General features: G+C 38.4%; 9 protein-coding genes. All 9 read right to left on the bottom strand.

Annotated elements, in window-relative coordinates; translation table 11 throughout:
* Nucleotides 1-121: 121 nt before the first annotated feature.
* Nucleotides 122-1,399 (bottom strand): sugar isomerase, encoded by a 1,278-nt coding sequence (locus OPU68_RS06405; RefSeq protein WP_498473173.1) that lies wholly within the window; start codon nt 1,397-1,399, stop codon nt 122-124.
* Between the two features lie 83 nt (nt 1,400-1,482).
* Nucleotides 1,483-3,585 (bottom strand): bifunctional aldolase/short-chain dehydrogenase, encoded by a 2,103-nt coding sequence (locus tag OPU68_RS06410; RefSeq protein ID WP_498473174.1) that lies wholly within the window; start codon nt 3,583-3,585, stop codon nt 1,483-1,485.
* Between the two features lie 192 nt (nt 3,586-3,777).
* Nucleotides 3,778-5,847, bottom strand: coding sequence for a RagB/SusD family nutrient uptake outer membrane protein (locus OPU68_RS06415; protein ID WP_498473175.1), 2,070 nt, complete (start codon nt 5,845-5,847; stop codon nt 3,778-3,780).
* A 21-nt stretch (nt 5,848-5,868) separates the two neighbouring features.
* Nucleotides 5,869-8,910 carry a SusC/RagA family TonB-linked outer membrane protein gene (locus OPU68_RS06420; protein ID WP_498473176.1) on the bottom strand — a complete coding sequence of 1,014 codons (3,042 nt, stop codon included), beginning with the start codon at nt 8,908-8,910 and terminating at the stop codon, nt 5,869-5,871.
* A 318-nt stretch (nt 8,911-9,228) separates the two neighbouring features.
* A complete protein-coding gene (gene rhaT / locus OPU68_RS06425) occupies nt 9,229-10,317 on the bottom strand; it encodes an L-rhamnose/proton symporter RhaT (RefSeq protein WP_498473177.1) in 1,089 nt (362 codons plus the stop codon).
* Between the two features lie 172 nt (nt 10,318-10,489).
* Nucleotides 10,490-10,915 (bottom strand): hypothetical protein, encoded by a 426-nt coding sequence (locus OPU68_RS06430; RefSeq protein ID WP_498473178.1) that lies wholly within the window; start codon nt 10,913-10,915, stop codon nt 10,490-10,492.
* Nucleotides 10,912-12,297 (bottom strand): hypothetical protein, encoded by a 1,386-nt coding sequence (locus OPU68_RS06435; RefSeq protein WP_498473179.1) that lies wholly within the window; start codon nt 12,295-12,297, stop codon nt 10,912-10,914. The genes OPU68_RS06430 and OPU68_RS06435 overlap by 4 nt, the downstream gene beginning before the upstream one ends.
* Before the next feature lie 31 nt (nt 12,298-12,328).
* On the bottom strand, nt 12,329-13,492 hold the full coding sequence (locus OPU68_RS06440; protein ID WP_498473180.1) for a glycoside hydrolase family 88/105 protein: 1,164 nt from the start codon (nt 13,490-13,492) through the stop codon (nt 12,329-12,331).
* 9 nt (nt 13,493-13,501) lie between these two features.
* A complete protein-coding gene (locus OPU68_RS06445; RefSeq protein WP_498473181.1) occupies nt 13,502-15,394 on the bottom strand; it encodes a rhamnogalacturonan lyase in 1,893 nt (630 codons plus the stop codon).
* Nucleotides 15,395-15,624: the final 230 nt, after the last annotated feature.

A 15,624-nucleotide genomic window follows, 5' to 3' on the forward strand; every position in this document is an offset into this window, starting at 1 on the left:
CTTACTTTATTGAAACTTAATGCTCTAAACACTTTACCTTAAATGAAAAAAAATTGAGTGGTTTATAATAAAAACTTTCAGATCGCATGAAAGCTAAAATTATCAAATTTAAAACTGGATTTTACAATCCTGTTGCTTTTGCCCAGCCTCTTTCGGAAATCAAAGTTTCTCTTACTTTTAGATTTCTGTAAGTGGCAATCGGATCTAATGCTGCGCCAGTCTGCAATCTTGCAGCCTGTAACAATGGACGAACATCCGTTCTGTACGCATTCTGTAAAATATCCTGCGCTTCTACAACATCATTGTTTAATTGTGCCGTTTTCAAAGCTTTCTGATCGACCAAAAGTGCCTGAGCATAAGCAATTAAAATAGCTTCCAAAGATTGTAATAAATCTTCCAACGGATCTTTGATGTTGTGACTTGCATCAATCATCCAAGCCGGATAAGGATTGTTTTTGTTATTTTCGATTCCGTAAACCAGTTCGTTGAAAATCAAGAATAAAGCGTAAGGTTTAATAGAACCAACGGTCAAATCATCATCGCCATATTTACTGTCATTAAAATGGAAACCTCCCAATTTACCTTTGTACATCAATGTTGCAACGATTTGCTCGATATTCGTATTTGGTAAATGATGACCAAGATCAACCAACGTGAAAGCTCTTTCGCCACAAGCGTTTGCCAGCATAAAAGAAGTTCCCCAATCCTGTATTGTTGTTGAATAAAAGTTTGGTTCGTAAGGTTTGTACTCGATGAACAATTTCCAGTCTTCCGGCATATCTGCGTAGATTTCTTTCAGACTTTTTTCAGTGTTTGATAGAGCTGTTTGGAAATTCAATTGGCCGGGAAAACTTGCACCGTCCGCCAACCAAACTGTCAAACTTTTGGAATCTAATTCTTTTCCGATTCTGATCACTTCTTTATTATGTTCAACAGCGTAAGTTCTTGAATCTTCGTTAACTGAATTCAGAGAACCGAATTTATATGATTTTTGAGCGCCAGGCTGATCCTGAAAAGTGTTGGAATTCATGGCGTCGAAAACAAGTCCGTGAGATTTTGCACTTTCTTTCAAGGCACTTACATCACTTGGAATATCCCAGGGAATGTGTAGAGAAACCGCTCCGGCAGAACGAGTCAAAGCGTGAAGCAAACCCACATCATCTAATTTCTGTTCCAAAACAGCAGGTTCGCCGCCGTAAGAAAATCTTCCGAATCTCGTTCCGCCTGCGCCTAAAGCCCAGCTTGGAATTGCTACCTGGAAATCGGCAATTTTGTTGACGATTTCAGAAACATTTGCGCCTGATCTCGTCAGTTTGTTTTGCAGAAAATCGAAATCTGAATTAAAGTTTTCAACGCCTGCTTTGTTGTACTGATCAATAATATCTTTTCCTATTATCATTATATCTTAAAATTTTAAAATTGAAAGCTTACCTGAAGCAAGCCTTCAATTTATTAAAATAAAAACCTTCTAAAAAATTAAATTTATCTTGGGAACGCATTTGCCATTCCGCCATCTACATTGATGATATTTCCTGTTGTTTTATCAAGGATCGCAACACAAGCGAAAACGCCGTTTGCAATATCTTCAGGAAGAATGATTTCGTTCAATAAATTTCTTTTTGCGTAAAAAGCCGGTAATTCTTCTACAGAAATTCCGTTTGCTTTTGCACGACCTTCTGCCCAGGAACCTTCCCAGATTTTACTTCCTACGATTACGCCATCCGGATTCACAACATTCACTCTGATTTTATCAGCTGCCAATTCTGCCGCCAATAATCTTGTCATGTGCTGTTGAGCCGCTTTTGCAGTTCCGTAAGCCACATTATTTGGTCCCGCAACTAAACCATTTTTACTGGCAATGTTGACGATATCTCCTCCCAAATTTTGTTTTTTCATGATTTCAGTTCCGTTCTTAGCAATTAAGAACTGACCTTTAACCAAAACATTTTCAAGAAGATCCCAGTCCTTTGTAGTTGTATCTTCCAAAGATTTAGAAATCGCTAAACCTGCTGAGTGAACCAAAATATCAACACCTCCAAACGCTAAAACAGTTTCTTTGAAAGCCTCTGCAATGTCTTCTTCATTCGTCACATCACACTGGACTGCGATTGCCTGATCTTTACTGTATTTTGCTGTAACCGCTTCAGCAGCTTCGTGATTAAGGTCGGTGAAAACAACTACTGCACCTTCAGCCACCATTTTGTCAGCGATTGCCTGTCCTATTCCACCGCCTGCGCCTGTTACGATCGCAATTTTTCTGGACAATGGTTTTTCTTTCGGCATTCTTTGAAGTTTTGCTTCTTCCAACAACCAATATTCGATATCAAAAGCTTCCTGTCTTGGTAAAGATGTGTATTGAGAAATAGCTTCTGCGCCACGCATTACATTGATTGCGTTAACATAGAATTCGTTGGCCACTCTAGTTGTTTGTTTATCTTTCGAGAAACTGAACATTCCAACGCCAGGATAGATGATGATCACCGGATTCGGGTCACGCATTGCAGGGCTGTTTGGATGTTTGCACGTTTCGTAATATTCTTTGTATTCTTTTCTGTATTGTTCGAAAAGTGGATTTAATTTTTCAAGAATGGCTTTAGAATCAGATAAATTTTCATTTTTGTCTAAAGTCAACACCAAAGGCTGAATCTTAGTTCTCAAAAAGTGATCCGGGCAAGAAGTTCCAAGTGGAGCTAAACGTTCAAGGTCGTTACTGTTGATATATTCTAAAACAACTTCGCTGTCTGTGAAATGACCAACCATTCTGTTTTCAGAAGAAGCTAATCCTCTTAATAAAGGCATAATTTGAGCAGCTTTAGTTTTACGATCGTCGGAAGGAAGAGATTCTACTTTCTGGCCACCGAAAACCTGACCGTTTTCTTCTATTTTTTTGGCAATATATTCAGAAGCCATTTCGATCACTTCCAAACTGTTGATGTAAGATTCGTAAGATGTATCGCCCCAAGTGAAAAGTCCGTGACTTCCCAAGATGATTCCTCTGATTCCTGGATTGTCGGCAAGACATTTTTCAAGTTGTAAACCTAGGTCGAAACCTGGACGCTGCCAAGGCACCCATCCCATTGTGTCACCCCAAATTTCTTTGGTAATCGCTTCGCTGTCTTTTGCAGCAGCTACAGCAATCAAAGCATCCGGATGAAGGTGATCGATATGTTTAAAAGGAAGAAGTCCGTGAAGTGGCGTATCGATTGAAGGTGCTTTGCTGTCTAGATCGAAAATACAGTGATCGAACAAACCAACCATTCTGTCTTCGTCAGCCAGACCGCCGTAAACATTCTTAAGATTTCTCAATCTTTCTGTGTACAAACCTGCGATTCCTTTTCTTGTCAAAGTTCCGATGTCGCCACCTGAACCTTTTACCCACATTACTTCTACTTCTTCATTTGTTAATGGATCTTTCTCTATCGTTTTACAGCTGGTGTTTCCGCCGCCGTAATTGGTAATTCTAAGATCAGCTCCTAATATGTTTGAACGGTACAAAAACAAAGCAACCTGATCGTCTCCAAGAGATGCTGCGTGGCTTTCGTCCCATAAATAATCTACGTATTTGAATGTTTTTACGTTTTCCATTTTTATATATTCTTAATTTTTATCCAAAATTAGATTGTTTTATTTTCTACAGCATCCCGCACTATACTGCTAAATGCTTTTATTTAAAGATAAATTAATGTTTATATTATAATAAAACTCAACATCTTTTTTACTGACTGTAGCAAGATGCTGAGTTATTATGAAATTAATTTAACTAAATCTTATTTTGGTTTAATATCCTGGAAGCTGAGTTAAGTTAGGATTATCAATCATCGGATGTCCTGGAGACGCAGCAGCAAAAGGCAGTAATTCTGTTTTGTTAGTTTTGAAACCGAAGAATAGCCCATCGTTAGCAGACTCTACCCAACCCGGATATGCACCTCCATTTTCTGCATAACCGAAAGGCTTGGAATACATATTATTTCCCATTCCCAATACGTTGAAACCTGCTTTAAATCCAACTGCTTTCCTCGCATTACCATTAAACGTACTTGTGTAGGCTTCAAACATCTGTGTCGGATACCATAAGTCAGTTGCTGTAGTAGTTTGTCCGTGCGCCGTTACAATTGCTCTCAATGCTGTTTGATAAGCCGCATAATTTGCCGCGTTGGTAGGAACATTTTGGATTGTAGCTATTTCCACAGGATTGGTGATATCGATGTAAGTCAAAGCTAAGAAAGGGTCACCATAAACTTGAGAGTTTTTATGAAACTTGTAGAGCCTATAAGTGGCGACATTGGCATATTTACCAATTCTTTTGGTCAAATCTTTCATATCTTGTCTAGTGGCCTCTATTTCAGTGGTCATACTATTGGTTCTGATAAGGTCTGTGCGAAGCATAAACTCACCTGCAAATTCCCATTTTCTTTCCTGTACAATGGCTTTTAAAAAGTCGTTTTGCCCTGATGGCAATGGCAATGATCCAACGCCAGCTCTTGTCCGCACTGCAGTTAATGCAGCATTAGCAGCAGCTGTAGGTCCACTGTTAAGATAATTTTGGGTCTCGGCATACATCAGAAGAACATCGGCGTATCTTAGAAGAGGAATGTTGAGATTTCTGTCAGCAGCAGCCTGTGGCTCAACACACCAGGATAATCTGAATTTTCCCGGCATAATAGCAGAGTAGGTTGTACCTACATCTACAAAAGTATCTGATGCAGTACCACTATCGAGAAAATAAACACTATAAGATGTACAAGTTACATCTCTACGTGTATCATTTTCGTTAAATGACAGATAGTAAGATGGCAAGATCATTTGTTGAGAAGAGCGGGAACCAAATACACCATTACGATATCCAGGATGAGCATAAACCTGGAAAGCAGAATTGGTATTCTGACCTAATGATGCAACATGCCAAAGCATTTCGGAATTGACTACTCCAAAATTTCTACGATCAAAGTTGAACCATAATGCTTCAAAACCACTCTTTCCACCTTGACTTTGAACAAGACTTTTAGTGCCACCGGTAATGATAGCTGCGCAAGCATTATCAGCAATCTGGTAAAGTTCTCTTACTCTTGCATTGTCCGAACGGCGGGAAACAACACCAGGATTTGATGTATTAAGCTCCCAACGCAGTGAATAACCTGCAGCATAAAGTGCTATTTTTGCTAAAAGTGCGTTGACACCCTCTTTTGATAAACGCTCTGTGGTTCCGAAACCGCTGGCTGCTAATGTAGGAACAGTCACCGCAGCTTCCTGCAAATCTCCTACAATTTTGTCATATATCTCGTCTCGTGAGGCTCGTTTTGGATAAAAAGTATTTTCATCATTCGGATCCAGAGTTTCCAATGGTTCCCAAACAGCAGGAACGTCGCCATAAATCCTAATCAGATTGTAATAGCAAAAAGCACGGATAGACTTAGCTTCTCCTATCAATGCGTCACGTTTTTCACTCGCAGGCATAGCTGATAGCTGATAGACTGCAATATTGGTACGCTCAATAACGGCATACATTGCAGAATAAATACCAGTAACCGTAAAAGGTGTATATGCATCATAATTATAGTTACCTACATTATACTTTGAATTATTAAGTGCCTCTACAGAATGGTTCACAGTGTCACCTGCTCCCAGCTGATAAAACATCTCTGCTGGAACCAAACCTCTGTAACATCCCAATACAAACATTTCTGCGGTCTGAAGATTTTGAAAAACCACTTGCGAATCGGTATTATTGTAAGCAGGCTGATCCAGAAAATCTTCATTACAAGAGTTAGTAGCTAAAACAGCTAAAGCCATAGAAGACATTACGACTGTCTTTTTTATAAATCTATGTTGATTAAATATATTTTTCATTTTTAAAGAAATTTAAAAAAATTAAAAAGTTAAATTAATTCCAAGAACATAACTTCTTGACCTTGGAAATGTAGAACTGTCATAACCAGGTGTTACGGCTACACCACTTGCAGCAGAAACCTCCGGATCAAAACCTGAGTAACCAGTTATGGTAGCCAGATTATTTACGGTCACATATATTCTCGCATTTGTTACCATAATATCTCTAAGGAAATCTCTTGGTAAAGAATATCCTAAAGTCAACTGTGCAATTCTAAGATAAGAAGCATCTTCTACGTAATATGAAGATGGATATGTGATTGTCTGTGTATTGGTATTGCTAAGGCTCCATAGACGAGAATCTTCATTTGGATTAAGTTCTTTAAGTCTTATTAGGTTTGTAGTTTGCTGCCCTGTGTTAGGGTCAATTAAATGATAGAAATTAGTTCCAAATTCCGATGGAACATTCTGAAACAATGCATAAGGACTTAAACTATGTTTTGTCGCATTGTAGACATCACCTCCGACGCTGAATTTCATAAATACAGCTAAGTCAAAACCTTTATAAGAAAAGTTATTACTGATACCTCCGATAAAATCAGGTGTTGCATCGCCAATTTTCACCATCTTTCTTGTGAATTGGTCTCCAGCCTCATTATCAGCTGCAAACTTAATATCACCAGGTTTAGGAGTTCCTGTTGCTGGTTTCACAACGCCAGGTTTTAAAGTAAGTGTGCCGTTTGCAGCCTGGGTAAAATCATCTGTGGTATAAATTCCCTGATAAATATAACCGTACATCTCACCCAGTTGCTCTCCAACGGTAGCATAATATGTTACAACACCTGCTCTGTTACTTCCAGCGCTAAAGGTTCTGAAATCTTTTCCTTTTTCCAAGGAAAGTACTTTGGAACGGTTATGCCCAATATTGAAATCTGTTGTCCATCTGAAATTCTCTGATTTCCAGTTAATGGTATTTAATGTAAACTCAACACCTCTGTTCCTCATATTTCCGATGTTTTGATATTGTCGTGAATAACCCGTTGATGTTGGAAGAACCGACTGTAAGAGCATATCGCTAACATTATTATTATACCATTCTGATGTCAACTTAATCCTATTATTGAATAGTGCCAAATCAACCCCAACATTTGTAGATTTGAGTTCTTCCCACTTTAAAAAAGGATTCCCTAGATTGGTGCTCGTAACATAGACTGGCGTTCCCGGTGTATTGTTCATAGGATAATCCGTGATTGAGTAGGTCGTAAGAAACAAATTGTTGCCGATATCATTATTTCCTGTCACACCATATTCGACTCTGAACTTAAGATCATTGATGACATTGTTGATTTTAGAATCCTGCCAAAAACTTTCTTGCGATGTTCTCCAAGCAGCCGCTACTGATGGAAAAACGCCCCATTTATTATTTTTACCAAACTTGGAAGAACCGTCTCTCCTTACCGTCCCAGTTAATAAATATCGGTCATCATAATTGTAGGTAACTCTTCCGAAGTAAGACAACAAGCTTGTGCTGCTTCTGTCTGTTGATTTGTCAGAAATTGTTGCTGTAGAGATATCATCTAGCCCGAAGTTAGGAAAAGGAAATTTTATTAAAGTCATAGCATTACTTTCTGACTGGGAATAAACGAGTTCCTGGCCAATTAACGCATTAATTTTGTGTTTATCGCCGAAGGTATTATTATATGTTACCGTATTTGTAATCTGATAACCATAAGATTCGCTATTTCCGATTTTTCCATTGATTCCCGTAGTAGTAGGATCTATAAGATTTGCTCTTGAATTCTCGTCGGAAAAAGAAGTTGATTTGGTATTTTTCCAGTTATATTGTCCTGCCGTTCTGAAAGTGAAGTTTTTCAAAAAATCAATTTCCAAACCTGCATTCGCTACAAAATTTCTAGTTCGGGCATTGGAAGTTGATGCTTGAAGCTCAATAAAAGGATTTTCTGTATCATAGCTTGGGTCCAAAGCTGTAAAATCGCCATAAGTCTGTGTATTGAAAAGCTGATCCTGAGTAAAGCGCGTTCCTCCAACTATTGGCTGAAGCAAAATCTTCTTCATTCCTGAATAAGCACCACCACCATTTAGGGAATTGGTATTGAACACGGTATTAAAATCTACTCTTACACCTTTATATAACTCGGATTTTATGTTTGCTCTCAAAGAGTTTCTGGTCTCGCTAAAATTGTCCAGTAATCCGTCCTGTTTATTGTAGTTATAACTTACGAAGGCCTGCGTTTTTTCGGTTCCAACAGAAAAGTTAAAATTATGATTTGTGGTAACGCCGGAACCGCCAAGCATTTTTTCCTGCCAGTCCAGTGCAGGAGCATTGGCATACCTGTCGCTAATTCTGTTGAAGACTCCGGTATAGAAACCAGGTGATTCCGGAGGTAAGTTATTATCAAAAATACTACTCCACTGAGCGGTTCTGCCAGCAAGTTGAGCCATTTCGTACTGATACTTTACGTAATCTTCTGAATTAGAAATCATCTCCAATCTTTTAGACAATGTATCGAATGAAGTAAAGTTATTATAGTTAACTATAGTTTTTCCTTTTTTCCCTCCTTTTGTTTTGATAACGATGATACCATTGGAACCTCGTGCACCATAGATGGCTATGGCTGATGCACCTTTAAGTACATCGATGCTTTCGATATCATTTGGATTGATGACATTCAGAGCATTGTCCAACTGGAAGCCGTCTACAATATAAAGTGGCTCGGTGCCCTGCGTGATAGATGCACCGCCACGAATGGTAACATTGGCACTGGCACCAGGCGCACCGCTTGCAGTGACAATATTAAGACCTGCTGCTCTACCCTGTAAAGCCTGTAAAGCATTCATTGCCGGAGTTGCTGCAAGATCTTTTGCGGATACTGATGATACTGATCCTGTAAGATCGGATTTCTTTACAGATCCGTAACCAATGATAACAACTTCATCAATATCTTTTGTAGCTACTTTTGCAGTGTCAGCTACTGTTTGCTGTCCCCAGAGGAAACCTGACGAAAGTAACAGTGCCGGAAACACTATTCTCTTTACATCCTTGTGTTTAATTATTAGTGACATATATTAATTTTTTGTAATGTTAAATTTATTATGACAATGTTACACCGTTAGATAAAGTTTGGCATCCTGCAATATCCTGCATTACGAAAATTTCAATAAAATTATATTATTCTCAATTATTAATTGTTAAAAACCAAATTAACACAAAATATAATTAAAATTTTACCTTAATTTAAATTATGAAAATTTAACTTAGTGTTAAAAGTAGTACATTTTTGGAGCATTCAAATTCAAAAATAGCAGGCTACTTCTTCTTCATAAAAAAAGGCAACTGATAAAAATCATTGCCTAAAAATATTTGAGATTGAAAAAAAAATATTAGCGTAAAGAATTTCCGTAGCCCACAATTAAAATCGAGATCAATAAAACAAACATTCCGGCAGAAATGGTCGCAATTGTTTTTTTGGAAACACCTTTCCATTCTTTGATGATAACACCCCAAAGGTTAGCTATTAAAATAATGAATGCCATATGCAGAATCCACGAACTTGCACCATTGCCCATTTTGCTCTCGCCCATTCCGTAGAAGAAAAACTGCAAATACCACATCGTTCCTGCCAATGCACAGAAGATGATATTTTTTATAACGGGTACATTTCTTTTGGTATAGTCTGTATATGACTTATTTTTAAAGGCTAAATATAGGCAACCAATCAGATTTACTGCCATTCCTCCCCAAAGGACAACAACGTACGTTACGTTATTTTGGAAAAGAAATTCTCCCTGATTGGGATTGGCTAATTTCCAGGCTTCATTAGCAACATCTGCCATTGGCTTTCCTGCCTCTAAACCGAAATTGAAACAGGCACTCAGAACTCCTGAAATGATTGAAACCGTAAGTCCCAATCCAAATTTATATTCAGTTTTCACCTCTGTACCGTGTGGATCTATAGAATCGGTTTTAAGTTCTTTTTCTTTCATCATCCCGGCTTTCCCGCTGATGATGATTCCGATGACACAAACAAAAAGTCCAAGCAATACGAGCTGTCCCCAAGAACTCGACATCATCAAACCTATATTGTCCTTCCCTGCCTGAGGAGAAAATTCATAGAAAATTGAAGGAACAAGCGATCCGAAAACCATACAAAGTCCTAAAATAATGCTGCTTCCCAATGCAACGCCCAAATAACGAACGCCCAAACCATAAGTGAAACCACCAATTCCCCACAAAGCACCAAACAAAAACGTCAGTCCTAAAATAGATGAACTTTCATTCTGAATGATGTCCCAAAAGCCTGGAATGGTAAGAAAGGCAGCCAGCGGAGGAACGATGATCCACGAGAAAACACCGCCAATCAACCAATAAGTTTCCCAAGACCAGCCTTTTACCTTTTTGTAAGGCAAATAAAAGCTTCCTGAAGAAAATCCTCCTAAAAAGTGAAATAATATTCCTAATAATGCATTCATAATTTATCGTTGGGTTGAATCTGAAAATTAGTGATACGGCAGAAACTGCGCGTCTTGTAGTGTCCTGCAAAGTAAATTATATTTTTATAAATAAAGCTTTACTGTTTAAATTTAAAAAAGTTGTAAAAGAAAAATGAATACACCCTTAATTTTTAGAAACACATCAATTAAACTAATAATGTGTGTGATTCACAACTGTATTTTTCAGGTAGATGATGTCTTTTTTTCTGTCTTTTCCAGAACGTACGGCAGATTTACTTCCCCAAATTCTTAAATAACCGGAACCCAATGTTATCACTTCTTCTGTACCGTCTCCTGTAAAATCAAATAGATGAAAAACAGGATCCGGGAAATACAGTTTTCCTTTTCCGTTGTCTCCGATTTTAAATTTATACCAAAAAAGCTGTTCGTCTTTCCCATTCCAGAAGCCTTTTACAAAGTCCGGGTTTCCGTTGATGGGATTTCCCGGCCATTTAAAAAGCAAATCACCAACCTGATTAAACCAATATAACTGACTCGACAGATAAGGTTCTCCCAAATTGCGGTTCCCATAAGTTCTTCCTCCTGCGACAACCTGCAAGCCAGGAACATCCTTCAAAAAATTTCCGACTTGTATCTATGTTCGGCTACATTTTGCCAGATGATTTTTCCGGTCATTCCTTCGTAGATGAAAATCCCGGTTTCACTGTTTGCTGTGATGATGTCGAGATTTCCATCTCCGTTGATGTCTGCAAATTTGTAGCTGTCAGCGTGATCGTGATTATCTGGTAAAAGATCAAATCTGTTCCATATCCGTTTGCCTTTAGAATCAAGCAATAGTGACCCGACAAGAATTTCATCAATCCCATCTTTGTTTAAATCAACCGGATAAATATAATGACCCAGATTATCTTTTTTGCGTTTTTCCATATGTTGCCAAAGGTTTTTCAGCTTTTGATCATAAACATTGACATTAATGGTATTTCCCATATCCGTAAACACTGCCAAATGACTGGGATGGTTTGCTGAGAATTTTGCAATCGCAAGTCTGAAATTGTTGTATGCGTGCGGAAGCGGTTGAGTTGGCCATTCTGTTTTATACTTTATTTTCCCGGTTTGTCCGTCTGCTATCACCAGCCATTCTTTTCCGTCTATCATCCGCCAATGGGCAACTTCGGCTTTACCATTTTGATCAAAATCCCAAATTACTCCGGGAGCTTCAAACTCCGAACGTTCTTTTGTATATTCTTCCGGAGCTTTCCAGTTCCAAAGTTCTTTTCCACTGTTATCAAAAACTGTGGCAGAGAAATCTCTTTCCAACACCAGAAAGTCGGTCTTCCCATCGCCATTTACATCACCGAATTTCACCGCATTACTGGGCGGGATTTTATATTCTTTGATCAACTGAACATCATCATTCAATTGTTTCGGATAAATATCTTTTTCTGACAGGTTTTCATTTTTGCTGAATGCCAAAACATCAAACATAGAGCCGCTGCCAATTCTTGTAATTTTGATGTCATTACTCCCTTTTTTCAAATTGAAATTACCACCTTTTTCCCAACTGAGATTATTTCGGCCAAAACTATTTTTAGTGACTCGATCATTCACTGCCACTTTGAAAGAGCTTTTCCCGTTCCCACTGCTGCGGACGAAAAGGTAGTATTCACCATCTTCGGGTACATTGATCTTCGTCATCAGATTCGTTTCAGAATTCAATAAAATCCCGGTATTGTTGAAGAGCCATTCCTGCTTTTGTTCATTGGCACTGGTGATATAATTTCCTTTCGGAATTTCATCCAAAAAATCTGAGGCAGGAATAATTAAGGTTGAATTTCCAGACTGTTGCGAATGAAGAATAGTAAACAAAAAAATAACTGCCGCAAGAATCATTTTTTTTAAAACCTTAGAAAAACCGATGTCTTTCAAATAACTTTTATCAGAAATTTTTAATTTTTCTGGAGAAAAGTGAGTGTGTTTTAAATTTTCTTTTGATTCCATAAAGCAGTTATTTTTAATTACAGCTATGTGCTTATTTCAATTTGTAAACCTCGCTTCCCGCAAGCAACAGACAACCTAAACCATAGTCTTCAAAGTCCGGTTCTTTGCTTACAGAAAGTGGCTGGCCATCTTTTGGTTCTTTTCCTGTTCCCTGTACCCAACCTAAAAATCCGTTTGGTTGTACAGAATCTTTTGCGATGGCATTCCAGGCTTTTACAAGAACTGGCAAATAAGTCTCTCTGTCGATCAATCCGTTGTTCACGCCATACGCCATTCCATAAACGAACAAAGCTGTTCCGGTCATTTCTTTTCCACCAAAATTAGTTGGATCGTGTAAACTTACATTCCAAAACCCATCTTCTCTTTGGATTGGAAGTAAAGCTGCCAACAAATCCTTGTAATCCTGCAAATATTCCTGATAATGAGGATCAGATTTCGGAGTATCCTGAAGTGTTTTCGCCAAAGCAGCCACTACCCAGCCGTTTCCTCTACTCCAGTAGCAATCTTCGCCATTCGGTTCTTTGTACGGCGGCACAAAACTTTTATCTCTCCACCAGATTTTGTCTTGTTGGTTGTAAAGTCCGTTTCCACCGTGCTTGTATTTTGTGTAAGCATACATTTCGTAATTTTTATCGAAATACTTTTGCTCACCTGTAATTCTACCCAATTTCGTAAAAATCGGCATCGACATTTGAAGGGCATCGATCCACCACCAATCATCAACTTTTGGAGTGGCAATCATACTGTCCATAGCAGCTTTTACATTTTTGATTCTTTCAGGATTTTTTCTTCCATCGATCTCGTAAAGGTCGATGTAGGTTTGTCCACAAGCCTGATGATCTGCATTTCGGGTGTATGTTCCTCGTTGTAGATCCCAGTTGTGATTGTTTGCCCACGACATTGCATAATCGTAATATTCTTTTTTTGGATCAACAGAATAAAGTGCCATTAATCCTTCATAATAAACCGCTCTCGTCCAGAGATTACTTGGCCACACTTTTTTGCCGACAATCTCCTTTTTTGTATCCGGCCATTTGTTCATAAAATATTGGTTGGCTCTTCTTGAGACTTCCAGCACTTCTTTCTTGTCAGGAATTTCAACTTTGTTTACCGAGCTAGATTTTTGAGTTGAACAAGAAGATAAAGTTCCAATGATCAAGGCGAAAAATCCATTTTTAATTAATGATCTTTTCATATATATAATTTATTTATCAATTTTATTTAAATGCATTATTGTTATAATATCAGGTTTCGGCATTTCCTTAATCGACTCATCCAGATAATAGTCGGTATGCGGTGGCTGATTGTAACCCACATTTTGCCACACGATACTTAATCGATACTGCGGATTGTGCATCAAAGTGTACAATCTGTGTTTCGTCGGAATGGTCGTAGAAAAAATTCTCAGTTCCTGATTATCGGCCGTTCTGTACATCACTTCTTCACGCCAGTCTCCGAATAAATCAGCCACCAAAGCAGGATTTTTCTTCGTCCCGTTATTTGATTCACACTGGAAAGTTTTAGCATCGAAAATTAGGTTTGATTTCTCATTCTTCCAGTCCCATTTTGATACGTTGGTTCCATCCAAAATTTCGTTTAAAAAATCACCGTCCCAATAGATCCCCATATTTGCTGGCGGATTTTTATCACTGATTTTTTTTCCTTTGGTATCATATATTCCTTTCAGTCCGGCTCCAGCTGCCCACGATTCTGAACCTTCGTAGCGAGGGTCAATATTTAAAGACAATCCTCTTCCCGGACCTTGGAATTTGCCTTGTTTGCTATAAACTGTAGATGGTAATTTCCAAAGAACTTTTCCGGTCTTGCCATCTCTAAAATGTGCACCTGCATCATCAAACCTTTCCTGAATATCAAAAATTTCCAATCCGGGATTTGATGGGTCAAGATCGCCAACGTGTAAAGCATCCCCGTGACCGTAGCCTGTACTGTTCAAAACTTTTCCGTCGTCATCAACGGTCATCGCTCCGAAAACAATTTCATCTTTACCGTCGTTATCAACGTCCGCAATGGTCAGATTATGATTTCCCTGTCCACGATATTTCTTATTTTCTTCTGAGCTTTCTGTATCAAAAAGCCAACGAAGACTCAATTTTTTATCTTTATAATCCCAAGCTGCAATCGCCGTTCTGGTGTAATAACCTCTCGACATAATCACACTCGGCGTTTTGCCATCAAGGTAGGCAACTGCTCCCAAAAATCTATCTAATCGGTTTCCTTTTGCATCTCCCCAGGTTTCGGTCATTTGTTCATCGGTCGGGTTCAAACTGCCTGCAAACCTTGGCACTTGATAATTGACAGTATTGATTGCCGCTCCGGTTTCTCCATTAAAAACGGTCAAAAATTCAGGTCCGGAGAGAATCATTCCGTTTTCATTGACGTAATTTTTTGTCGGGTCGCCAATGAATTTTCCTTTTCCATCTTTGCTTCCGTCAGCGGTTTTCATTACAATTTCTGCTTTTCCGTCTTGGTCGAGATCATAGACTAAAAACTGTGTGTAGTGTGCGCCTTCCCTGATGTTTTTACCTAAATTAATTTCCCACAAGAGCTTTCCACTCATTTTATAAGCCTGAATAATTGGCGGGTCTGTCTCTCCTTTTTGACTGTTATCTTTTGACCTTCCGGTTTGATGGAGAATGATTTCATATTCGCCATCTCCGTCCAAATCGGCAACTGAAGCGTCGTTTGGAGTATAACCTGCTGGCGTTTTCAGGGGAATCGAAAAATAAGGTTTTTGATTCGCTACATAGTTTGCAGAATCAATGTCAACCGATTTATCCTGAGTATTTGATTTGACGAAATAGGTATAATTCTTTGTTTTATCAGCTGTTTTATCTAAAAAATTTGTTTCGTTTGAAAGTGGTTTTTCATTCAGCTTTTTGGTTGAATTATTTTCAGTCCGGTACAAATCAAAATGGGTATTCTGAGCTTCTGTTCCGAGCAAACGCCAACTCACAAAAACGCCTGAATCTGAAGGTATGGCAACGATTCCTCTTTTCAGATATTCCATTTGTCTTTGTGCAAAGATTGCTTGAGAAAGAAAAATGGCTGATGTAATGAAGATATATTTGACTTTCATAATTCTGTTTTGATTTTATCAGTTTTGGCTAAAGCCGGATGTGAAAACCTTTCGTAAGCGGGCTAAAGCCCGCTCCTATTGATAATTCTCGATGTGATTTTTATCCTTGTCAAGGTTCAAAACCTTGACAAGGATTTTTTTGCGCTGAATCACTCGCAGCCCGACTTGATTTCTATGGACAAACCAAATTATTTTGGTAGTTTTTTTCATAATGTCTGCCCGAATTGATG

The sequence above is a fragment of the Chryseobacterium sp. TB1-D10 genome, assembly GCF_059803555.1.

What these genes read in the sequence shown, in the direction of transcription:
- OPU68_RS06405 (WP_498473173.1), bottom strand. Translation starts at nt 1,399, where the DNA reads ATGATAATAGGAAAAGATATTATTGATCAGTACAACAAAGCAGGCGTT.
- OPU68_RS06410 (WP_498473174.1), bottom strand. Translation starts at nt 3,585, where the DNA reads ATGGAAAACGTAAAAACATTCAAATACGTAGATTATTTATGGGACGAA.
- OPU68_RS06415 (WP_498473175.1), bottom strand. Translation starts at nt 5,847, where the DNA reads ATGAAAAATATATTTAATCAACATAGATTTATAAAAAAGACAGTCGTA.
- OPU68_RS06420 (WP_498473176.1), bottom strand. Translation starts at nt 8,910, where the DNA reads ATGTCACTAATAATTAAACACAAGGATGTAAAGAGAATAGTGTTTCCG.
- rhaT (WP_498473177.1), bottom strand. Translation starts at nt 10,317, where the DNA reads ATGAATGCATTATTAGGAATATTATTTCACTTTTTAGGAGGATTTTCT.
- OPU68_RS06435 (WP_498473179.1), bottom strand. Translation starts at nt 12,297, where the DNA reads ATGGAATCAAAAGAAAATTTAAAACACACTCACTTTTCTCCAGAAAAA.
- OPU68_RS06440 (WP_498473180.1), bottom strand. Translation starts at nt 13,492, where the DNA reads ATGAAAAGATCATTAATTAAAAATGGATTTTTCGCCTTGATCATTGGA.
- OPU68_RS06445 (WP_498473181.1), bottom strand. Translation starts at nt 15,394, where the DNA reads ATGAAAGTCAAATATATCTTCATTACATCAGCCATTTTTCTTTCTCAA.